The sequence below is a fragment of the Paraburkholderia sp. RL17-380-BIE-A genome (assembly GCF_046028085.1).
In the GTDB taxonomy this organism is placed as follows: Bacteria; Pseudomonadota; Gammaproteobacteria; order Burkholderiales; family Burkholderiaceae; genus Paraburkholderia.
Window position 1 is genome coordinate 75,969 of record NZ_JARESQ010000002.1, and the last position, 21,626, is coordinate 97,594.

Annotated in this window: 16 protein-coding genes and 1 pseudogene; 2 read left to right on the plus strand and 15 right to left on the minus strand. The window is 58.7% G+C overall.

Annotated elements, in window-relative coordinates:
* Nucleotides 1–2: 2 nt before the first annotated feature.
* The 8 genes from P0D68_RS03060 to P0D68_RS03095 form a co-directional block, all read right to left on the minus strand.
* Nucleotides 3–1,442: an NAD-dependent succinate-semialdehyde dehydrogenase gene (locus P0D68_RS03060; protein WP_408294580.1), complete on the minus strand. Its 1,440-nt coding sequence runs from the start codon at nt 1,440–1,442 to the stop codon at nt 3–5.
* Nucleotides 1,439–2,476 carry an aldo/keto reductase gene (locus P0D68_RS03065; protein ID WP_408294583.1) on the minus strand — a complete coding sequence of 346 codons (1,038 nt, stop codon included), beginning with the start codon at nt 2,474–2,476 and terminating at the stop codon, nt 1,439–1,441. The genes P0D68_RS03060 and P0D68_RS03065 overlap by 4 nt, the downstream gene beginning before the upstream one ends.
* A gap of 83 nt (nt 2,477–2,559) precedes the next feature.
* Nucleotides 2,560–3,084: a formaldehyde-activating enzyme gene (gene fae, locus P0D68_RS03070; protein ID WP_091809027.1), complete on the minus strand. Its 525-nt coding sequence runs from the start codon at nt 3,082–3,084 to the stop codon at nt 2,560–2,562.
* A 603-nt stretch (nt 3,085–3,687) separates the two neighbouring features.
* Nucleotides 3,688–3,978, minus strand: a complete 291-nt coding sequence (locus tag P0D68_RS03075) for an H-NS histone family protein (RefSeq protein ID WP_408185049.1) — start codon at nt 3,976–3,978, stop codon at nt 3,688–3,690.
* 138 nt (nt 3,979–4,116) lie between these two features.
* Entirely contained in the window at nt 4,117–5,316 is a 1,200-nt protein-coding gene (locus P0D68_RS03080; protein ID WP_408294586.1) for a serine hydrolase domain-containing protein, read from the minus strand.
* Between the two features lie 241 nt (nt 5,317–5,557).
* The gene (locus P0D68_RS03085) at nt 5,558–5,761 is read right to left on the minus strand and encodes a hypothetical protein (RefSeq protein WP_007178697.1); all 204 of its coding nucleotides are present in this window, start codon (nt 5,759–5,761) and stop codon (nt 5,558–5,560) included.
* Nucleotides 5,762–6,261: 500 nt separating this feature from the next.
* Nucleotides 6,262–6,522 (minus strand): YgdI/YgdR family lipoprotein, encoded by a 261-nt coding sequence (locus P0D68_RS03090; protein ID WP_408185047.1) that lies wholly within the window; start codon nt 6,520–6,522, stop codon nt 6,262–6,264.
* 87 nt (nt 6,523–6,609) lie between these two features.
* Complete coding sequence (locus tag P0D68_RS03095; protein WP_091805189.1) at nt 6,610–8,085, minus strand: sigma-54 interaction domain-containing protein; 1,476 nt, start codon at nt 8,083–8,085, stop codon at nt 6,610–6,612.
* A gap of 311 nt (nt 8,086–8,396) precedes the next feature.
* Between P0D68_RS03095 and P0D68_RS03100 the strand changes: the two genes are divergently transcribed.
* Together P0D68_RS03100 and P0D68_RS03105 are read left to right on the plus strand one after the other, a co-directional pair.
* Nucleotides 8,397–9,797 carry a GntP family permease gene (locus P0D68_RS03100; RefSeq protein ID WP_091805191.1) on the plus strand — a complete coding sequence of 467 codons (1,401 nt, stop codon included), beginning with the start codon at nt 8,397–8,399 and terminating at the stop codon, nt 9,795–9,797.
* A 103-nt stretch (nt 9,798–9,900) separates the two neighbouring features.
* The gene (locus P0D68_RS03105) at nt 9,901–10,302 is read left to right on the plus strand and encodes a RidA family protein (RefSeq protein WP_091805194.1); all 402 of its coding nucleotides are present in this window, start codon (nt 9,901–9,903) and stop codon (nt 10,300–10,302) included.
* Between the two features lie 22 nt (nt 10,303–10,324).
* Here the strand turns inward: P0D68_RS03105 and P0D68_RS03110 are convergent.
* The 7 genes and pseudogenes from P0D68_RS03110 to P0D68_RS03140 form a co-directional block, all read right to left on the minus strand.
* A pseudogene (locus P0D68_RS03110) lies at nt 10,325–11,935 on the minus strand (ATP-binding protein); the annotation flags it as partial.
* Between the two features lie 244 nt (nt 11,936–12,179).
* Nucleotides 12,180–14,276: a TnsB C-terminal domain-containing protein gene (locus P0D68_RS03115; protein WP_408467988.1), complete on the minus strand. Its 2,097-nt coding sequence runs from the start codon at nt 14,274–14,276 to the stop codon at nt 12,180–12,182.
* 223 nt (nt 14,277–14,499) lie between these two features.
* Nucleotides 14,500–15,483, minus strand: a complete 984-nt coding sequence (locus P0D68_RS03120; RefSeq protein WP_408467989.1) for a PDDEXK family nuclease — start codon at nt 15,481–15,483, stop codon at nt 14,500–14,502.
* Complete coding sequence (locus P0D68_RS03125) at nt 15,456–17,111, minus strand: hypothetical protein (RefSeq protein ID WP_408467990.1); 1,656 nt, start codon at nt 17,109–17,111, stop codon at nt 15,456–15,458. The genes P0D68_RS03120 and P0D68_RS03125 overlap by 28 nt, the downstream gene beginning before the upstream one ends.
* Before the next feature lie 56 nt (nt 17,112–17,167).
* Complete coding sequence (locus P0D68_RS03130; protein WP_408467991.1) at nt 17,168–18,754, minus strand: TnsD family Tn7-like transposition protein; 1,587 nt, start codon at nt 18,752–18,754, stop codon at nt 17,168–17,170.
* A 10-nt stretch (nt 18,755–18,764) separates the two neighbouring features.
* Nucleotides 18,765–19,850 carry a hypothetical protein gene (locus tag P0D68_RS03135; RefSeq protein WP_408467992.1) on the minus strand — a complete coding sequence of 362 codons (1,086 nt, stop codon included), beginning with the start codon at nt 19,848–19,850 and terminating at the stop codon, nt 18,765–18,767.
* A 337-nt stretch (nt 19,851–20,187) separates the two neighbouring features.
* Nucleotides 20,188–20,373 carry a hypothetical protein gene (locus P0D68_RS03140; RefSeq protein WP_408467993.1) on the minus strand — a complete coding sequence of 62 codons (186 nt, stop codon included), beginning with the start codon at nt 20,371–20,373 and terminating at the stop codon, nt 20,188–20,190.
* Between the last annotated feature and the right edge of the window lie 1,253 nt (nt 20,374–21,626).

The window sequence follows — 21,626 nt, forward strand, 5'->3', positions numbered from 1 at the left end:
GATCAGCGCCCGAGGCCGCCCATCATCATGTATTTCAGTTCCGTGTATTCATCGAGCCCGTATTTCGAGCCTTCGCGACCGAGCCCTGACTGCTTGACGCCGCCGAACGGCGCGACTTCCGTGGATAGAATTCCTTCGTTGATGCCGACCATGCCGCTCTCCAGCGCTTCGCCGACGCGCCAGGCGCGGGCCAGGTCGCGTGTATAGAAATACGCCGACAAGCCGAACGGCGTGTCGTTAGCCGCGGCAATCGCTTCCTCTTCGGTCTTGAAACGAAAGCATGCGGCCACCGGGCCGAAGGTTTCTTCCCCAGCGATCAGCATCGAACTGGAGGCGTCGGCAAGAACGGTCGGCTCATAGAACGTGCCGCCTAGCGCATGCGGTTTGCCGCCCGTCAAAATCTTCGCGCCCTTTTGCAATGCGTCGGCAACGTGCGTTTCGACCTTCTTCAGCGCCGCCTGATTGATCAGCGGACCTTGTTCGACCTCGCCTTGCAACGCGTTGCCTACGCGCATCTTGCACACGGCTTGCGTCAGCGCCGACGTGAATGCTTCGTAGATGCCGTCCTGCACGTAGAAGCGATTCACGCACACACACGTCTGCCCGGTGTTGCGGAATTTCGAAGCCATCGCGCCCTGCACGGCGGCGTCGAGATCCGCGTCGTCGAATACGATGAAGGGTGCGTTGCCGCCGAGTTCGAGCGAGAGCTTTTTCAACGTGTCCGCCGATTGCTTCGCCAGCAGCTTGCCGACGCGCGTCGAGCCGGTGAACGACAGCTTGCGCACCACGTCGGATTCGGTGAGCACGCTGCCGATCGCGACGGCATCGCCGGAGACGATGTTGAACACGCCCGGCGGAATGCCCGCCTTCTCCGCGAGCACCGCCAGAGCGAACGCGGATAACGGCGTTTCCTCCGATGGCTTGAGCACCATCGTGCAGCCGGCCGCGAGCGCGGGACCGGCCTTGCGCGTAATCATGGCGAGCGGAAAATTCCACGGCGTAATCGCCGCCACCACGCCCACCGGTTCGCGCGTCACAATGATCTTCGCGTTCGGATTGGGGCTCGGGATTACGTCGCCATACGCGCGCTTCGCTTCCTCCGCGAACCATTCGAAGAAGCTGGCCGCATAGCCGACTTCGCCGCGGGCTTCGGCAAGCGGCTTGCCTTGTTCGAGCGTCAGCAGTTCTGCAAGCGCGTCGCGATTCTCGAGCATCAACTCGCCCCAGCGTTTGACGCGCACGCTGCGCTCTTTTGCGGTCAGCGAACGCCATGCGGGAAACGCGCGCTCGGCAGCCGCGATGGCTTGCGCGGTTTCCGCCGCGCCACCTTTGGCCACTTGCGCAACCACCTCGCCGGTTGCGGGATTCAATACGGCGTATGTGCCGGCGCTTTCGTACCACTCGCCGCCGATGTAATGCGCTGTGCGGAGAAATTCGTTCATGCCGCCTTCTCCAGCGTTTCGACGAACACACCTTGTGCGAGCCGCGGTTCGCGGGCAACACGCTTGCCCGCGGTGTAATCGTTGATCAGATCGCACGGCGTGTAGTTGCGTTCGAGTTCGAACAGTTCGTCCGCCGAGAGCGTCGTGCCGAGCGCCGCGAGCGCGCTATCGAACTGCGCCGGCGTATCCGCGCCGACCAGCATGCTTGCGACGCCGCCATGGTTCAGCACCCACGCCTGCGCGATTTGCGCGGCCGACACCCCGCGCCGTGCGGCCACGCGCGCCACCGAAGCGGCAATCTCACGCGAAGCCACATCGCCATACATTTGCGCGGTGAAGAAGTCGGTCTGATTGCGCGTCGAACCCGGATCGCACGTCAGCAGCCCACGCGCCAGCGGACTGAACACCGAGACGCCGACGCCCTGATCCTGGCAATATGGAATCATTTCGCGCTCTTCCTCGCGGTACGCCAGGTTCAACTGCAACTGCATGTTGATCGGCTTGTGCCAGCCGTTGCGCTCGCAGACCTGCATGATCTTCGCGAACTGCCACGTGTACATGGTCGATACGCCAATGTAGCGGGCCTTGCCGGCGCGGACGATATCGTTGAGCGCACCCATGGTTTCCTCGACCGGCGTATTCACGTCGAAGAAATGCAGCATGTAGATGTCGACGTAATCCATGCCGAGACGCGTGAGCGAGGCGTCGATGCCATCCATGATGTGCTTGCGCGAATGGCCGCCGGCGTTCTGATACGCCCCCATGTCGTAACCGACCTTGGTCGTCACGACGATTTCCTCGCGGCGCGCAATACGCTTCAGAATGCGCCCCACCACTTCTTCGCCCACGCCGGTCGAATAGAAGTCGGCGAGGTCGATGAAATTGACGCCCGCTTCCAACGCATGACGGACGATCGGCTCGCTTTGGGCTTCATCGAAAATCCACGGCTTCCATTGCGGCGTGCCCATATTCATCGTGCCGAGGCACAGACGCGAAACCTTCAGGCCGGATTGGCCGAGGCGAATATATTCCATTGTGCTTGTCTCCTTCCTGGTCGCATCCAGCGGCGCGGACGGTGAGTGGCGCATCCGCGCTCACCGAACCGCGCGCCATGCGATTAACGTTGTTTCGGTGTGTAGAACGGGTTCGATACGTCGCGTGCCGCGGCGAATACTTCTTCGCGATGCGGCAGGCCTTTCATCGCCGCGAGGATCGCGTTCCTGCATGCGCGGTAGTTGTTTTCGAAGACGGCGTCGAGATCGTCCGCACTCGGGTTGACCCAGTTCGCGGACACCACCACCCAATCGTTTTCTGCTTCGGGCGGCAGCGTGCCGTTCTCCAACGACTCCGCCACCGCCTTCGCAATGCCGGCTTGCGAGGCGCCCCATGTCGCATTGCCGTGGAAGTCGCTGCCGATCTGCGCCTTGTTCACATAGAGCGTCAGCGGCTTGGTCGGCACGCCCGGACGCGCGATGACGACGAACGGCGCGTGGCCCGCGGACGGCGTCGCCAGTGCGGTGGCGAAAGCCTGCCCTGCCGGGCCGTTACGCGGGCCGACCAGTACGTTGATGTGCGCGAGGTTGACGCCGGGGCCTTCGAATCCTTCGCCGATAAAGAGTTGTTTGTCCGTCGATACGCTCATGGTCGTTCCGTCGAGGTTGAGTGGATGGCCGATTGTGACGTTCGGCATCCGCGACCCTGTATCGATGAGTTTTGATGCGGGGTATGAGAGGAACTCAACTCCGGGTTAGTCCCGAGCGCAGTGGTGTGCGCGTATCGGTGAGCGCAAAGGTGAGGGTTTTCGGGACTCTCGCCGACGCACCCTCGATTGGCGATGAAAGGTGAGCATGCCGAAGCTCGCTCTCGCACCTGCACGAACGCGAACTGCGGCGTGTCGAGGCCAACGCGACAACTGGAAAGGGAATGGGCTGGGGCCGCCGCGATTCTTCGCAGAGCCTGGGAACGCGCGCCAGCAATGGCTGGCGCGGGTTTCCGCGAAACAGGATGAGTTGCCGCGAGACGCGGCGTCAAGGTGGACGCAAGGTGCGTCACTCGCCAAAACCTGGCTCACCGAAGCAGAGAGCCGAGGCGCAAACAGCACAGCCTGTCGAACGACTCCGGCTCCAGGTTCACGCGAAAGGTGAGCGTTTTCGGGACCTGCGTGACGGTGCGAGAAACTCCGCTCGCGACATCACTTCAGACAATCCGGCGCACGACGAGCAGACACGCCATGCGCCGACGCGCTTCAGACTTCGATCAGAAAGCGCTCGCGATTCTTGCCGGCAAGCCACGCGGGCGAGCGCCCACGGCCGCTCCAGGTTTCGCCGGTCTTCGGGTTGCGATACTTGGCAACCGAAGCGGTTTTACGGGCCGCAGTGCGCTTGCTCGTAAAACCCAACTCTTCGGCTGTCAGATCGTATTCGGCCACCTTCTGCTTGATGTCGGCGATCGCCTGCGCAATTTCCTTCTCGCGGGCCGCTGCGACTTCCTTGTGGAGTTTTTCGAGTTGGGCAGTCAACTGCTTGTACGAGGCCATGGCGGGTGCTCCGATCGTTTTGACGAGTACTGAAGTGCGGACACTATCAGACGAATAAATTACCGGATAGAGAGGCGTAAAGCCAGGCGCCGTTGACGCGGCCAGCAGCCGTCGGCCTGCCTGCCGCAGCCCGGTCACTCAGTCGTCAATCGCATCGTACACGCGGCGTTCGAACTCAACTGCCATTGAAAACGGTTCGATCGACCGCCGTTGAATCAGCATCAGCCCAATCAGGTCCTCGACCGGATCGGCGAACCAGCTCGTGCCATAGGCACCCGGCCAGCCGAACGACCCCGCCGAGCGATAGCCGAGCGGCAACTGCTGCGCAGGATCATCGACGACCGACACGCCGAGGCCGAACCCCTGGCCTGCCCACAGCACATGTCCGAAGGCCGGCACGCGGCGTTGGTCGCGCGTCAGGAAGTTCGAGCGCATCAGATCGACTGAGCGATGCGACAGCAAACGCGTCGTACCGACCCGCCCACGTCCGAGCAGAAGTTGCGCGAATTGCAGATAGTCCTGCGCTGTCGAAATCAGGCCACCGCCGCCGCTCTGGAATCGGTCCCGATTCGCCCATCGGCTCGAAGCAGGATGATCCTCGACCACACGCCGTCCCGTGCCCGCTTCGACGCCATAGGCGGTGGCCAACCGTGCGAGTTGTGCATCGGGCACCCAGAACGCCGTATCGCGCATGCCGAGCGGCTCGAAAATCCGCGTGCGGAAAAACTCGCCGAGCGGCATGCCGCTCACGCGTTCGATCAGCACGCCGAGCACGTCGGTCGCGATGCCGTAGTGCCAGCGTGAGCCGGGCTGAAACATCAGCGGCAAATCCGCGATGCGGGCGAGCCACGTGTTGGCGTCCACGCGCGCTTCGAAACCGTTGAATGCGGCCGCGTAGGCCTTGGACAGCGGCCCGGTTGCGGTGAAGGCATAGGCGAAGCCCGCGCGATGCGTCAGCAGATCCAGCACGGTGAGCGACGCTCTGGCCGGGTCGGTTTCGTCGAGCGGACCGGTGGGGTCGCGCAGCACGCGCGGTGCGGCCAGTTCAGGCAACCAGAGGGAGATCGGCGTGTCGAGGGCGAGCCGGTCCTCTTCGATCAGCATCAGGATCGCGGCGCTGGTGACCGGCTTGGTCATCGAGGCAATGCGGAACAGCGTATCGCGCTCCATGGGCAATTGCGCGGCTTCGTCTCGCATGCCGAGCGGCTCGAAGTAGCCGATCTCGCCGCGCCGCCAGACCATTGAAACCACGCCCGCCACTTCACCGCGTTCCACATAGCCTTGCATGGCGTTGGTCAACGCCGTCAATCGAGACGCAGAGAGTCCTGCTCGTTGCATGTTCGTCCTGAGTCAGTGGGTAGGAATGCCGGCCTGCTCGTTATGGCTTGGGGGCGCCGTCCGTCCGCAGTTGGTCTACTGCCCGCATCCGTCCGTCTGGCGCGTACGCAGCAAATGCGCGGCTTGCGTCGAGACAGCCGTCCGGTACGCGGCAACCCGCCCGGCCGTTACGTTCCTTAATTTTTGCAGACGATGTTACCCGATGAAAGGGAACGTCGAAGCCGCCCACAGTTGCGGTAGTTCAGCCTTTTTGCCGCTCTTCCAGCGCCGAAAGCGCGGCGTTAAGCCGTTTCACGCGGCTCGCTTGCGCCGGCACCCGAACCGCGCCCGATACGGAATCGATGCGGCTGCGCCAATACGATAGCGGAATGCGGTCCTCAGCGGAGATATGCGAGATTACGTGTTCAAGATGTTCAATATCTTTTTCGAGTTGGTGGTGATTCATTGCTTTCCCCGGATTACTCGTTGAACTATTTTCACTGCGTAAATAAAAGCATAAAGCGTGCCGTTTTGGTTCTTTTTATCTGAAACGGAAAATCCTTCCTGAGCACCCTCCACGCAAGGACTGAAGCGGCAAAACCTGCCTGCGGCCTGATTTCCAAGGCTGTCAGAAAAGAATAGCGCCGCTAAACTTCGCGTTCCGTTAGGTTCCGCACCGACTTAGCTTAACGGCAAAAAATTCGCGGATTTAATTTCGGTCGGCGGTTGGAAATAACATGAAGCGCGGCATTAAAAACCATTACGCATAAGTGCCGCAGGGCGAAGCTGCATTAGACGCAGGTCTTTACGACCTGCCATGCACTTGTCGTCCCGATCTCGAGGAATCGAATGAACCGATTTGCCGGGTGCAGATGAAATCGGCGCTGCGATAGAGGCGCCCGCCGTCACGATCGGGCGGCGGGCCGAAGGAAGAGAATGCCAGAGACGCTTATCGCGCCCGCGCCGTTACTTCGCCCGGCAGGCGTAAATCAGATTGAGCGTGCCATTCTCGGTCGACTGACGCACCACGTCGAACGCGCCGCCGCAACCCGCGCTGGCCTGCTGCGAGCAGGAGTCGGAACCGGCCGGGCACTGCACCAGCGTCGTTGCGCGACCATCCGACAGAAACAGCGGCGCGCTACTGCTGCAACCGCTCAGCGCGACCACGGCGCCGACCGCCAGCGTGGCGCTGGCCCGGCTCGCAAAGGAGGAGAGACTGCGTTTCATCTGAAACCCCGATCACATCTTGTTTTTCGATCACGCGATTGTGCCACGCGGCAATTACGCTGCGTCACTCGACGTCGCCGAACGTGGTCATACGCCGATGCCGTAAGCGGCGATCTTCTTGTAGAGCGTCGCGCGGCCCATGCCGATCTGGTTGGCCGTCTCGATCACGCGGCCACCGTTGGCACGCAAGGCGTCGATCAGGAAACGCTTCTCGAAGGCCGCCATCGCGTCGCTCCACGACGCCGGTTCGGGCGCGCCTGCTTGCGCGCCCGAAGCGTGCGCCGCGGACAGCGCCTCGGCTGCCGCCAAACGACGATGCCCGCCGCCCTGCGCCGAGCCGATAAACGGCGCCAGCGCCCGCGCATCGATCCGCTCGCTGTCGGAAAGCATCACGGCGCGCTCCAACGTATTGCGCAATTCGCGCACGTTGCCCGGCCAGTCGTAGGAACACAGCAGCCGCAGCGCGTCGTCCTGCAATTCGAAGTGACTGCCGCCACTTGCCTGCGTCGACAGGTCTTCGAGCATGGCGTAGGCGAGCGCTTCGATATCGGAGACCCGCTCGCGCAAAGGCGCCGCGTGGATGGTCAGCACATTCAGCCGATAGAACAGGTCGGCGCGAAAGCGCCCCGCCGCGACCAGCGCCGGCAAATCGGCCGAAGTCGCCGCGATGATCCGGACATCCGCGCGCACGATCCGGTTCGAGCCCAGCGGTTCGAACTCCTTGTCCTGCAACACGCGCAGCAGCTTGCCCTGCAACGGCAGCGGCATATCCCCGATTTCGTCGAGAAACAGCGTGCCGCCGTTCGCGAGCTCGAACTTGCCGACGCGCCCCTTGCGGTCCGCGCCGGTGTACGCGCCGGGCGCGGCGCCGAAGAATTCGACTTCGAGCAAGGTGTCGGGAATCGCCGCGACGTTGACCGTCACGAGCGGCTGATTCGCGCGCGCCGAGCCGCCGTGGATGGCATGCGCCAGCAACTCCTTGCCGGTGCCGGTTTCACCGAGCAGCAGCACGGGCGATTCTAGTTGCGCCGCGCGGCGCGCCTGCCGCTTCACTTCGAGACTGGCCGCGCTGGTGCCGACGAAACTGCCGAACGTATATTTCGCGCGACGCGCCTGGGCGAGCGACCGGCGCGTTGCGATCAACTCTTCCTGCACGCGCGAGTAGTGGGAAAAGAGCGGCGTCAGTGCCTTTAGCTCATCGAAAAGCGCAAAGCCGACGGCGCCGACAGTGACGCCCGCGTCGTCCTTTAGCGGCAGACGCGTCACGACGAGCGGTTCGCGGTCCGTTTCCAGAATATCGAGCAGAATCGGTTTGCCGGTGTTGACGACCTCGCGCATCAGGCTATTGGGAATCACCGCCTCGCAATCGCGGCCAATCGCCTGCTCGGGGTCCGAAAAACCGAAGCGCGCCGCATAGCGCTTGTTGATCCAGACCACGCGCGCGTCGGCGTCGACGATAAAGGTGCCTTCGCTGAAATTTTCGAATGTGCGGAAGAGCGAATCCATCGCCCGGCGCAATACGTCGCCGTAAGTGGCAGGCAGGCCTGCCCAGTCGTTCATCATGCTGTCGCTGTCTCCGGCTAACATCTTTTTATGATTGTCTCATTTCGTAGACAAGCTTATCTCATCGAAGAGATCGCCAGCAAGCCTGCGGTATAAGGGTTTAACCTTGGTTTGGCCTATGTTCAGCGGATTTACGTCCCGTTTTGGAGACGTTTGGGTACAATCGGCCGCACCACGTTTCGAGCTTCGGCCCGCGCTATCAGGCGGCTGGCCGCTAGCGTGCGCGTGGCACGAAACCTGCGTTTGCCGGCGCCGTGCCGTCGCACCTTCGGGACGGCGACCGTGTAGAACAACCAAGCTTTGGAGACTCAATGTCCTTTGTTATCGTCCTCGCCGCGCTGGCGTTCCTGATGTTTGCCGCCTACCGCGGCTACAGCGTCATTCTATTTGCGCCGATCGCCGCGCTAGGCGCCGTTCTGTTGACCGATCCGGCCGCCGTCGCGCCGGTTTTCACCGGCATCTTCATGGAGAAGATGGTCGGCTTCGTGAAGCTCTACTTCCCGGTGTTCCTGTTAGGCGCCGTGTTCGGCAAGGTCATCGAATTGTCGGGCTTCTCGGAATCGATCGTGGCCGCTGCCATTCGCTATATTGGCCGTTCGCGCGCCAATGCGGTGATCGTCGCGGTGTGCGCGCTGCTCACCTACGGCGGCGTCTCGCTGTTCGTGGTGGTGTTCGCGGTCTATCCGTTCGCCGCCGAGCTGTACCGCCAGAGCAACATTCCGAAGCGCCTGATGCCCGGCGCGATCGCCCTGGGTGCGTTCTCGTTCACCATGGATTCGCTGCCCGGCACGCCGCAGATCCAGAACATCATCCCGACCACGTTCTTCAAAACGACCTCGTGGGCCGCGCCCGCATTGGGCGTGATCGGCTCGCTGTTCATCATCGTGGTCGGCCTCACGTATCTTGAATGGCGCCGCCGCGCAGCAATGGCAACCGGCGAGGGTTACGGCACGGATCTGGTCAACGAGCCAGACCGCGTCGAATCGAAGCAACTGCCGCATCCGTTGCTGGCAGTCGCGCCGCTGGTTCTGGTCGGTGTCGCGAACTTCCTCCTGACCCGCTGGATCCCGAACTGGTACGGCGCGTCGTACACGGTTGCACCGGACATCCTGCCGGGCATCCACGCACCGGTCACCACGACGATCAAGGCCGTGGTCGCCATCTGGGCCGTGGAAGGCGCGCTGCTCCTCGGCATCATCATGGTCGTCGTCACGGCGTTCAACCGCGTGCGCGAACGCTTCGCAATCGGCACCAAGGCCGCCGTGGCCGGCGCGTTGCTGGCTTCGTTGAATACGGCGTCGGAATACGGTTTTGGTGGTGTGATCGCAGCGTTGCCGGGCTTTCTGGTGGTCAGCAACGCACTGAAAAGCATTCCCAATCCGCTCGTCAATGCAGCTGTTTCGGTGAGCTCGCTGGCCGGTATCACGGGTTCGGCGTCGGGCGGCATGAGCATCGCGCTCGCGGCCATGTCGGACACGTTCATCAAGGGCGCGGAAGCCGCGCATATCCCGATGGAAGTGCTGCACCGTGTCGTCGCGATGGCGAGCGGCGGTATGGACACGCTGCCGCACAACGGCGCGGTGATTACGCTGCTGGCGGTCACGGGCTTGACGCATCGACAGTCGTATCGCGACATTTTCGCGGTGACCGTGATCAAGACCATGGCGGTCTTCTTTGTGATCGCGGTCTACTACGCGACCGGTTTGGTCTGATCCGGCGGGAGTTGGGCAGGATGCCGCGCACTGCACCGGCATCCTGAGTTTTGATCGGTTACCTTGTCATCCCGACATTCGATCAGACCCAGCGCACCCGCCCATGAGCTCAACCCCCTCCTTCTGGATGATTCCCTCAGCACCCACGCCGGTCGGCCCGTTCTCGCATGCTGCCGAGGCCGACGGCTGGGTCTTCCTGACCGGCCAGATGCCGACCTCCCCCACCGACGACGCTGCACCGCTGCCCGAGGGTGTCGTCGCCCAGACCAAGCGCGTGATGGACAATCTCGTGCTGGTTCTTCAGGGGCTGGGCCTCGGCCTGCATAACGTGGTTGCCACACGTATCTTCCTGACCGAGTTCAAGCGCGACTACGCGCCGATGAACGAAATCTACCGCGCCTACTTTCCGGCGGACGCGCTACCCGCGCGAACCTGTATCGGCGTGACCGCGCTGGCGCGCGATGCGCTGGTCGAAATCGATTTCGTCGTCAAACGGCCGGGTTGATTTCGCAGGGTTGAACGGCAACTCAACGCGCGGGTTGCTCGTCGACTCCGTAGTGATCTGATAAGGCTTCGTGCAGCGAGATGGCCCGTTCGTCCATCTCGGTTGTCCAATGGCTGGAGTCGGCGCATAGCCTTTGCAACTGCCGGCATTCTTCGAAAAACCGTGGTTCCTGCACGACCACGAATGCACCGCTCGCGCTGTGCGCCCAGCCGGCCAACGCCTGCACGTCCTCTTCTTCGACAATCGCGAGCAGCCTCGGCAGATCTTTCTGCAAGTGGTCTCTGAGCATGGCCGTGTAACGCGCCTTGTCGTCCGCGCTGAGCGTGCCGGTTGCGTTGGCGACGGGAGGCGTGGAGTCCGCGGAAGCCGATGCCGATGCCGATGCCGATGCCGATGCCGATGCCGATGCCGAAGCCGAAGCCGAAGCCACCTTAGCCTGCGCGGGCACCACCGCCAGCAAAGCCGCTTGCAGTTCGCTCAACGACGCTGGCTTGGAGACATACCCGCTAAAGCCGCTCTCGTGCCAGCTCTGGGCCTGCTGCTCTTCGGCCACGGCACTGAAGGCCAGCACCGGCAGTTCCGCGTGCCGCTCGCGCAATGCCGCCAGCAGCTGGTGGCCATCCATGACCGGCATATGGATGTCGGTCAGCACCACCTCGAAGGGTGCGCGTTCGAACAACGTCAGCGCCTGCTGCCCATCCGCGGCGATCGTGGGCACGCAGCCGAGCGCCGCCAGTTGCTCGGCGATCAGGTTCTGAATCAGAGGATTGTCTTCTGCGACGAGGACTGCAAGACCCAACAACGCGGGATCGATCTCAGCAGCAGGCACAGCGCAGACGCGCGCGGACCCTTCGTCCAGCGCGGCGACCGTGCCTTCGACGGCCAGCTCGACTGCGGTCAAACACGCGGTCCGGCTGAACTCGCTCACTTCGAGCACACCCTGACCGCGCGCCTCCGGCCGGGTCGGGCCGCCGCTCGTCATCCACACCGCGCCGACCGCCTGCAACGCGCGCAACGTGGTAATCGCTTCGAGATCGTATTCACCGGACACGATCAACACTACCGGCTGATTCGCTTTCAACCATGCCTGCGCGTCGGCGAGCGACACCACTGCGTGGCTCGACCAGCCCGCTCGCTGAAGCCAGCCATCCAGAAACTCGCCGGCTTGCTGCTCGGTGCACAACACGAGCGCCGTCCCGCGTGGCGTGGGGAGACTCGCCGACGCGCGCTGCTCGTCGGGCACCGCGACGAGCGGGATCGATACGTGAAATACGCTGCCCGCGCCGGGCACGCTTTCGGCGGATATCCGACCGCCCATCAATTCGCACAGGCGCGCGCAGATCACGAGCCCCAGACCGGTGCCGCCAGTGCCGCGCGACGTACCCAGCTCCCCTTGCACGAATGGCTTGAACAGTCGTGCCAGAAGCGCCTCGCTCATGCCGGCGCCGGAGTCCGAAACCCGGCAGCGTAGCGTCGGGCGGCCCAGCGAGTCGTCCTTCACTTCCGCGTACAGCGTAATCTTGCCGGAGGACGTGAATTTGAACGCGTTGCTCAACAGGTTGTTGACGACTTGCGCGATTCGCATGCGATCGCCGATCAGGGTGCAGTCGAGTGTCGGCGAAAGGAGTGCATAGATGTAAGACGAAAATACATTGGCTGAACTTCGAGCTGAACGACGGCAAATCCATTCCCAAGAAATACTTGCCCAGTAATGGTTAGAGGCGAATCGAACACGACATTTAAGGTCCAATTAGGACTCGCCGGATACCTCACCTTACGGCCATAGTCGTGTTTTTGAAGGTGTTACCATAACAACGGCTGAACTCCTTGCTGGGCGGCGAGAAGAGCTCCCCACTACCCCGCCTTTCCTCTTCAAATCAATCGAAGTCGATATCCAAAACCTGAACTAGGTCGACGCCGCCCTCGTCAGGGGGCACGGGGTTAGAATTCAAAGGCACTTGCTGTCGTTGAATGTTTTCAACAGCAGCAGCGACGACATTCGCGGGCACCCCTGCTCTCAAGGCCCCCTCCGCAAACTCTTCGTTCTGCATCTCCTCGTGAGCCGCCTTCCGGTTCGCTCGTCTACCGGCGGAATCCATCGACGGAGGCACGTTATCCGCGTCCGCCATCACTAATTCCTTTTGCCTTGGCAAAACACCGGCTGCGGTACTTCTGATTCGCTGAACCCGGAGTTCTGCTTGCTTAAGTTGGTTGATGAACGAATGGAGCCAGTCTGTAGCATCGTCGACGTTTGCGGCGGTTTGCTGCGTTGCTTCCAACAATCGAAGATTTCCATCCGGATGTTTCCAAAGTAAATATCGCTTGGTTTCAGAGAACGCAAATACCTCCACTGGCGCCGACTCCTCTCCCGGGCGGCGGGCCACCTCCCACTCGTCGGCGTAATCCCTCAGGGCCTGCGAGGTGTAGTGCGCACTTTTAACCTTGACCCTTCCGCGAGGCGCTGACCGGTGGAAGTTGTCGAGAAGATGGGTGTAGATTAGTTCCTGCGGCCAGTCGCGAGCCCCATCACCGCGCTTCCTCGCCTTGTTAGCCATGAAAATAGCGTAGGGGCTGGGCTTTACATTCTTGCTCAGCAGCTTGGCGGTAACCAAATGTGAAACATTGGCGCCAAGGTTATGTTCGCTAATCGCAGCAAGCAGAAGTTGCATGAACTGCTGGAATTCGATTGTGGAAGTCGATGAGGCCAATTTCCGCTTCAATTCGTCTCTCTCGGAGCCACCGCGTTTGTAGAAGCCAAGCATATCTGCAAGGCGACGCTCAAACCGACCATTCACACTTTCAACGACCCCTTTTGCGTCACCTCGTCCCGGCTGCGCCATCAATATCGCAAGCCGAAGACGTTTGCAAATAGCCTCTTTCTGACCGTTGCCTATGCCGGGGCCACGGTCCAGAAACACGGCTTGAGCAACGCCATAGACGAACCCCTTCAGATGTCCCATACCGTATTTAACGAGGACTTCCTCCTTCGGAGTAAACGCGCTGAATAGGCATTTTCTGTATGCCGTGCCATTCTCCTTGCCGAGATACACATAAAATCCGACCACTGCACGGCTTCGACGGTCGACAGCCAGCATCACCACCGGTTTGCCCACATCAATCCTGTGCTTTCCAAAGCGGATAAACCCGTTGAACTCCATCCCGTCGATGTCATAGATGTCGATAATGCGTTGCGTAACGTCCTCAGCGTTACCTCTCCTTGCCTGCTTTTTTTGCTCCCACTCTTTCTCCCCGAGCTTTGCCTGCGTCGCAGCAATCGTCTTGAAGACCCGATGCCCCCAACGCAGCAGATAACTACGTTCGGGCAGCCTCCGGGGATGTATGGGCCGCGAGACTGTCTGATTACCTTGCTTGTAGAAGCCCACGGCACGAAGGAACAGAATGTCCATAGCCTGTGGCATATCAAGGTTCCTATCGCAGAACTGCTTGTAAAGTATGTCCGCAAAAATCTTCTTCCACTTGCGCTTGAAGTTCACTCCTTTGTAAGGAGTATTTGGGTTCAAGATAACATTGGAATTCGGGCGCCCCTTTTTGACGCCTGTTACCGTCTTGGGAACATCCTTTCCTCCTTTTCCCGCATTGTTCGTGGCAAGTGCATTCTCATGCTCCGCGTAGTACCAGAGACGCGTGAGCCAGGTCATCATCTGCGAAACCGGTGTTCCGCTCGCCGACGCTTCGCGCAGTGCACGGCTTCGAACACTTTTATCGGTAATAAGCTCATCGCCCGCTTCCTCAATAATTTCGTTCAACAGGTCCTTCTTGTAAGCGAAATCGAGCCTCTTGGCATCCGTCATGGGTTCCGTCATCCATGCTGGAACAAAGCGTTCAGCGACCTGGCGCAGAACACCGTCCTTCTTCATCCGCATGACTTCGGCGACTGGCCAAGCTTCGGGCATCCTTGAATTCTTTGGAGGCTTATCGCTCATCTCAAAGACATAGGCCAGCCCGTTTTTCACACATAGAAATCGCCAAAATTCCTCGTGGCCGCCTCGCACCCGCCGCACCAAGAGGGACATCCTTGGGAAAGGTGATATTCCGAAAAACTTTTTCAACCCAACAAACATATGTAATCCTATTCAATCAATATAATACGATTTATACAATTGCGGCGGCCGCTCCAGTAACGTGTCATCCCACCCCGCTGACACCGCTACGACCCTGTAACAAAACCTCGTTCGTTTAGAACCCGGATGACTCGTCGACGAGCAGATAGGAGGGAAGTGCCTTGCGGGCGATATCTCTCCCAACCAGATTTAGTGATTCGTCAACATCAAGGGGGAATGTGTGGTCAACGACTAGATACCCGAGGAATATCGCGACGGCAAACAAGCGATAAGAGTCGTCCAAACTGTACCCGCGACGATTGCCCAACATGCCTAGAATTCTGTCCATGCTTCCGACCGCGGTGCTACTCATGAGGTCAGTTGCAAATTGATGTGCCTCTATCCAGCATCGCTCGATATCGACATGGACCATCAACGAATTGAGGAACAGGTAGTTCCCATACTCGCTATCCGGAACCGTTAGCTCGTGCATTACCTCATGAGACGCCGACCAGCTGAACAGTCGCGAAATTTCTTTGGCGTGACGTCTCTTAACGTTTTTCATTTCAAGCATCGAAAAAGGTTTTGCAGAAACTCCGTGATACACCGGGTAAGGGATTCCTGGTATCTGAAGTGTCAGTAAAAAATCAATCGACATGACTTTATTCTTTGGGAAACGGCGGCCTTCATCACGATACCGACTGTACTCATCGCGGCACCACGACGGGTACTGTGTTCGTACTTCCAGGACAAAAGGACAGAAGTCGAAGAAAGCAAGCAATCTTGCTTCAAGCCCTGAATGGCAATTCAAGACACCCTGTCGCTTCAAACAAAACTGGTAGCTGGCGATGCCTAGCTTACTGTCTTGCGGCTTCTTCCAACACTCAAAGTCGCTGCCAGTTCTGACCCCTCGTGCGTCTCGAGATGGAACGAGAATTGGCCATGTGAGAATCGGACTTCCGGCGAGTTCACGCAACGGGAGCTCACCTGGCTTACTTGGGTCGAAAAGCCGCTTGACGAGCTTGTCCGGAGGCAATCCATCCCGAATCGCATCCGCACGCTCCCTCGAGAACGGAAGTTCGGAACAATCGCCTATTTTTTTACGTTGTACCACAGCCACGCTCGCAAATTTCCAAGTCTAATAAACCTGTCCTTAGCAGACAGGCCAGCGAATGCGTCGAGGTCAGCATAGCGCGAGTCCGGGAAAGACTCCGCGACCTTCCGGCACCATATCGCTTCATTCCTCCCTCTCCACTCATCGGGAGCCTCCTCACACTCCTTCAACGCGCGCAGGACAACGGGATGTTGTTTCAATTTTGTCGTGGCACCGTACATCGCTATTGGCCCCCAAAGCATCGTGGCGCTAATCCGCCTTGGCGGACAGAGTTCGTCAAGTTCACGCCGGGTCTCTCGAATCTCAGCTGCTTTCTCTTCCGCTGTCTGCGCCACCCCCAGTTGAATAAGCTTTTCGTGTACCCGCCACAGTTGCGAATCTTTGGTTGGTAGATTCTGGTCGTACCATTTTCCATCGAAATGAGCGAGAAAAACCCTAGTCCAATCTTCAAGCTGTGTTCTCCCCGCCTCCGGGTCCCGTTCCTTCAACTCAATAACCCGCCTCCGCATCGTCTCCTTCGTTTTCCTCAAATCGGCTCGCGGAAGCGCACTCCAACAAGCAATACGCTTCTTTCGTCTTTCACCGGGACCTTTCTGCTGCAAAGATGTTGCTATATTCGAAACCGCACCTGCTGTCGGCTCACCCGTCGATTCCCGCTTACAAGTATCGGTTCCGGCCTTTCTCAATGCCACTTCGAAACCGTCGAAATCGCCAAACAGAGCCTTAATCAGAATTGCATTGTGAGCAGGGTGACGGCAACTTTGCTTTCCTCTTGCACCCCGTACGAAGGCACCATTTTTGCTAAAACTTACACGCCATGCTGCCACTTGCTCCACCCCAACCTGTTCGCAAATCCGCGCTTCGAAATCCGTCCTACCTGCTTTCCCTTCAAGCCCCATCCGACTTGTCGTGTGCGAGACAAGGCTGCGGTAGTCGCCGTTGGTGTATTCGCGAGGAACTCCGCTCCGGGTGAGAGCAACCATAATTCTTGATATATCAGCCTCGGCTTCCAAGGCCGACTCGCCTTCAAACAGCCGCAGTTGATGCAGTTCTCCTCCGCACTCGCAGACTTCCATCGGAGGAGGCAATCCGCCCGCCCTCCCTCGCTTTGCGAAACACCGTTTACAGTAAGTGTGGAGCGGTTCAACGTGTTTTCCGCACACGGTCATGCCAGGCAAAAAGTCAAATCTGCGCCAATACGTCTCCCGGCTCGGACTCGCTATCTGCTCTTTTATGCACGATAGACAGATGGTCGGTATCGCACGATGCGCGCGGCCTAGGTACGCATAACCAGTTACTGCTGCCAGTCCAGGTTCGCCAACAGAAACGTGACCACGATAGAGCAACGCTTCGTCGTCCTCGTGCAGGAAAAGTTTCCACGTTGGGAAGCATGTGTAACTGTAAATCGCGTGCTCAGAGTCTTCAAAGACACTGCTGTACAACTCGACGATTTTTTCAATCTGTGAGGGAAAAATCCACGGGAGCCTAGCGGAGGTTTCGACCAACTCTCGAAGACGCTGACGTCCCGAGCTGGGACTGCATTTCATCGCCCTTTGCAAATAGGAACGAATAGACTCGTCTTCATAGATATCTGGTGTAGCAAGGAATGTGTGCCCGAAATCAAGGGGTTTCAATCGAGTCGCCTCATGTTGTCTCGTTACTGTTTGGAAAGCGGAAAGTATCCCGCTGCTCAGTCACCCGGTGCGCGATGTGGGCTGGCGGCCACTCTGCTTGCTTCGCGTACCGCGTATTCTGACGCCCCTATTTCTCTAGCAATTTGATAACGGGCTAGCCGTTTAGGTCGGCAATGTTCTCCACCGTTATCGCATGTGACCAAGTCGATAGACTTAAGCAGAAGCCGCTTAAGCTCCTCGTCAAGCCGAGCGGAATTGTGGCGCCATGACGGTTGTTGCGGTGGTGGCGAATTCACCTTCAGCCAAGCCCTATCGTAGCGGTATAGCGGCGCGAACATGTGGGGAGCCAGGCGCCGTAGCTCCGATGCGCTGACGTTTGGATGCTGCCTCCATATCTCCAGCCAACCCTGCCTGATACGAGTGATTCGCACTTTAAGCGACGCCAATTTATGCGCCTCCTTTAGTACGTCAATAGATGCGCGAATGCGGTAGATTGAAATCTGCGATAGTTGAGTTCTTATCGCTATGTCGGCAACGGACAGACCAAGCTTGAGAAGTGCAATAACCGAAGCTCGTCGGGCGTCCGTCACCTTGCGTGGCGTCGAGTGAAACGGGATTGCTTCCCGGCTGCAGACGACCGAGAGGAAAGTCGTTGACACATGGAGCCGCTCAGCCGCCGACGTTAGCGTAGGCTCCATAGCGACGATTTGGCGAGTCTCCTCAATGTCCAGTTTAGGTCGCTTTGGAGAGGCTTTTGACCGAGACCCGACGAAATGCGTCCTTTGACAGTTTTCGCCAAACCATTTCAGGAGCACACACCATACGGTATGGAGCGGCCGGTCTCCTTCCGTCAGTCGTCTTACCGCCGCTTCAACGAGAGATTGGGTGCTACACAACTGGTCGAGTCGAATATCTCCCAAACCACCAGCGAAAAAATCGGAGAAAGTTTGAACTAACGAGGACACTCGCAACCGACCCGTTCCGGTTATCCACCCGGAATCGGTTAAGCAATCTTTAACCACCGACCGGTCGTAGCCCGAATCTTGGTATAACGTGTCCACGCATGCATATACCCGGTCGGCGAATTCCAGAGCGCGCCGTACCTGCGACTCGCTCGCCAAGGCTCGGCATCCATCGTCGAAATGCTGCGTTCGCCGTTGTCTTAATCGTTCATGATGTATTGGGCACATCGTTACGAAAGGTGCCGTGGTCCGCCGGTCTACGAAGGTGAACCCGTAGGTGTCGCGAGCCACTTCATCGCACTGCTCGCACCGAAGACACTGATAACGACTTGGAGGAAAGAGGACGGGAAGTCGTGCAGGCCATAATGGCCCTCCGGCCGGTCCTTCGAGAAGCCGTTCGCGAAACAGCAACCTATGCTCACTACGCAATCCGCAGCAGCAAAAGTCATACAGTACATGTTCTGAGAGGATTGCGTCTTCGTCACCGAACACGTTTTCAGTAGCCGTGCAGAACGCTTTGATGGACCCAGGCAATCCACCGAGAGAAGGCCCGCGGTCGAGCATTTGCCTACACATCTTTTCGAACGACTGTCCAAAGTGATATTTGCCGCTTCTCTCGAGGAAACTGTTCAGCGTTTCCTCCCGCGGGAAGTCTGCGGTTACCACCGCCTCAGGTTTCATTCGGCCGCCGTCACGTCTGTGTCAGACCACGCAGATACTTACTGGTCGAAGCTACATATAGCGCTTCATACGGGAGATGGTCTGCATGTACCATAAAGTCGTCTCTGTCCAAATGTTTCGTTTCCCGAAAAGTCGTCAAGACCCGCGCCGTCTCGGAGAAACCTCTGAGACGGTTGGCCACCTCGCAACGAACATATTCTTCGTTGAGCTTTCCATCGGCTAACAACTCGGGATACAGCAAAATTTTGTGATGCAGATGGTTGAGCGCTTCACATAATTGCTGGGCCCTCCCAAATGCGTAATCCCATACCACTAGGGAAAGAAAGGGTGGGCACGGAGCGCTCATTTCCCGATGGCCGAGCTTCCAATGCCATTCGATTGCCCGCCCCCAAATGGTACGACGCTTACTCTTACAGTCGTCGGGACTCGGGCGCGGCATCGCGTCAAAATATGCCGCATGGGCAGTTGAAAAATTCGCCCCCTTGCTTCCACGCTTCATGACAGCCATCTCGAATATGTAGGTTCCCGATACGACCACAGGAATTCCCGAGCGACGCTGGAAATTCGAAATGAAGTCCAGAATTTCGTTGGCCTCGCTGCGGAGCGCATACCTGTTCCCGCCGTCAATCACAAGAAGACCCAAGTTAAGAAAGATGCAGGCGGCAATTACTGCTGAGGGGCCGTTCTTCCCACGAAAATAGGCGAAGTTGTCCTTTCGCGTCTTCGATGAAGAAAGCTCGCCCATTAGCGCTTCGCCGAAATTCTCAATGAAGCCGCTCAGCGTGGAGCAATCGGGCCAAGTCACGACGAGCATTGGAACGAAACGCATCTCGACGGGACCTTTGCCAGCTATCCTCTTCATGTATCGTGGGCGACCCATGGCTACTCGAAGTCGCTGCAGGAATGCGGTGCGTCCAGCGCCGGAGACTCCAATCAACTTTATGCTCAAGCCGACAAGACTTTCGAGGAAATCTGGAAAGGCTGGAGTCTGGCTTCCCTCCATTACATCCCCTTGGTCCCAGTAGAAGCGCGCATACCGGATTTCGCAGGGATTGCGTAATCGAAGAGAGAAGCGAACTGCGGAAAGTATCTTCATGTACAGTTCGGCTGCCTCAGTAGTCGCCAGATATGCTGTTGGGAACGCCGCGTAGGCCTCGATTGAATATCCTATGTCGATACTGTTCGGGTCCGCGGGTCGCCCTACGCCGCGCCACCGTAGCGCTTCGGTGGCATGCTCTATTGTTTTGACGTCGGGCAACAAACAGGTCAATGGATTCGTTTCGTTCGCCGGCGTGACGCATGAACGTGGAGGGAGTCGAAGGCTCCTTCGCTGACGCGCCTCAAGGGATTCCGACTCGACTTCGTCTGTGAGCTCCATTGTTTGGTACTGAGTCCCCGAAGATACGACCTGCGTGCATACGCGCTCTGCAAGCTCATTCATTGCGTTCCCTCGGGCGAGCGTATTCGGATGGGGTCGAGGCCACTTCGGTTTCGCGGGTCACAGCGCGACGATTTTCGGCAATAGCGTCGATGGGGCTTTCAATGCTTCCAAGCAATCCTTGGACACGACAATGGATTCGCTCGACGATGGCGTTACCAAGAACAATGTGAATTGTCATCCTTACCTCGCACTCGATTTAGAGGTGCTTTTGCCTGCATCGGAATGCTGCTGTCGGACCTCCAGGTGCAGCCATACCGTGTCTAATTCGCCCCCGCCAGTAAGAAGTATTGGTGGAAGACCGTCGATGCGCCGAGTGCGCGAGTACGTCATTGCCAGACCAAGCGGCGCGTGCTTATTCAACACAACACTACGAGCGGCCGGTAGGCCAATTTCGCTGCGCTGCAGTGGTTGGTGTACAAGAGGCATCAGTTCGCTGGCTCGCGCGGCGAATTGGGAGGGGGACTCGAATTTTCTTCTTCCTGATGATTGATTCAACTGGCGGCTGGCACCCCCCAAATCGGTGGACGGACGAGCAGTGAATGTCGTCAACGCCTTGATTGAAAGGCTATTGAGTTGGTCCAGCAGCAAACTGGATGTTGCGTTCTCCGCGGCCCACCATTTTTTCGTATTCGTTGAGAGAACCACGTGGCAATCTACATATGGGTCCCTCAACATTGACTTGCTCTGGATATCGCGCCGAAGGAAGCTATATCTGGTGCCGCTGGAGAGACTAGGGCGAGATGTGAAAGTGAAAGTTCTCATAGAAACCTTTTTCGCCGCATGCGCTAAGGATACGTGCGACTTAGATTTTTCGAAGCACCCTCCGAGAAAGCCCTAGCCGCTGACGGGAACGGCCTTCTCGGGTGATGCACCAACCCAACTGAGCGGCGCGCCGCAGGTCACAAATCGTCAATTGGCATCGTTTGCTTCGCTCGCTCTCAGCCTGCCCTGCTGAGGGCAAATTTTAGAAAAAAGCCCCTTCTGCCTTGTCACAATCTAAAATTTAGGAGATAATGTTTGCGATTAGCTCTGTAATTACTAGATGCAAACTAGCCGGTTATCATACTCGGCAGTTGGCGTTCGTCAAGTGTTTCTTCGCAATTTTCCTCACGCATTCCGTACAAGCCTTGCTCCGCCTATCTTTGCGGGCGGCACTCGCTTCAAACTTTCTTGCCGGCCCTCAACATTTATTCGATTTGGCGCTCCACAAACCGCCAGCGGAGCGCCCCCCCCCGAGGGCCTCTTCTAAAATGCATGGGCAAGCTGACTCCTAAAATGGCGGCAAGCTGACGTCTAAAGTGGCGGCAAGCTAACGCCAAAATTTCAGAAATAAGAGTCTTTCGACTTCCGTCGCGACGCCGAAACCCTTTAGGGGCGGTCCTGTCGGAGTTTGGTTACGCACGAGCTCATGCGGGACGCAAGGGCAACCGC

Excerpts from the sequence above, each read along its gene's own strand:
- P0D68_RS03060 (WP_408294580.1), bottom strand. The coding sequence starts at position 1,442 with ATGAACGAATTTCTCCGCACAGCGCATTACATCGGCGGCGAGTGGTAC.
- P0D68_RS03065 (WP_408294583.1), bottom strand. The coding sequence starts at position 2,476 with ATGGAATATATTCGCCTCGGCCAATCCGGCCTGAAGGTTTCGCGTCTG.
- fae (WP_091809027.1), bottom strand. The coding sequence starts at position 3,084 with ATGAGCGTATCGACGGACAAACAACTCTTTATCGGCGAAGGATTCGAA.
- P0D68_RS03075 (WP_408185049.1), bottom strand. The coding sequence starts at position 3,978 with ATGGCCTCGTACAAGCAGTTGACTGCCCAACTCGAAAAACTCCACAAG.
- P0D68_RS03080 (WP_408294586.1), bottom strand. The coding sequence starts at position 5,316 with ATGCAACGAGCAGGACTCTCTGCGTCTCGATTGACGGCGTTGACCAAC.
- P0D68_RS03085 (WP_007178697.1), bottom strand. The coding sequence starts at position 5,761 with ATGAATCACCACCAACTCGAAAAAGATATTGAACATCTTGAACACGTA.
- P0D68_RS03090 (WP_408185047.1), bottom strand. The coding sequence starts at position 6,522 with ATGAAACGCAGTCTCTCCTCCTTTGCGAGCCGGGCCAGCGCCACGCTG.
- P0D68_RS03095 (WP_091805189.1), bottom strand. The coding sequence starts at position 8,085 with ATGATGAACGACTGGGCAGGCCTGCCTGCCACTTACGGCGACGTATTG.
- P0D68_RS03100 (WP_091805191.1), top strand. The coding sequence starts at position 8,397 with ATGTCCTTTGTTATCGTCCTCGCCGCGCTGGCGTTCCTGATGTTTGCC.
- P0D68_RS03105 (WP_091805194.1), top strand. The coding sequence starts at position 9,901 with ATGAGCTCAACCCCCTCCTTCTGGATGATTCCCTCAGCACCCACGCCG.
- P0D68_RS03130 (WP_408467991.1), bottom strand. The coding sequence starts at position 18,754 with ATGAAACCTGAGGCGGTGGTAACCGCAGACTTCCCGCGGGAGGAAACG.
- P0D68_RS03135 (WP_408467992.1), bottom strand. The coding sequence starts at position 19,850 with ATGAAGATACTTTCCGCAGTTCGCTTCTCTCTTCGATTACGCAATCCC.
- P0D68_RS03140 (WP_408467993.1), bottom strand. The coding sequence starts at position 20,373 with ATGACAATTCACATTGTTCTTGGTAACGCCATCGTCGAGCGAATCCAT.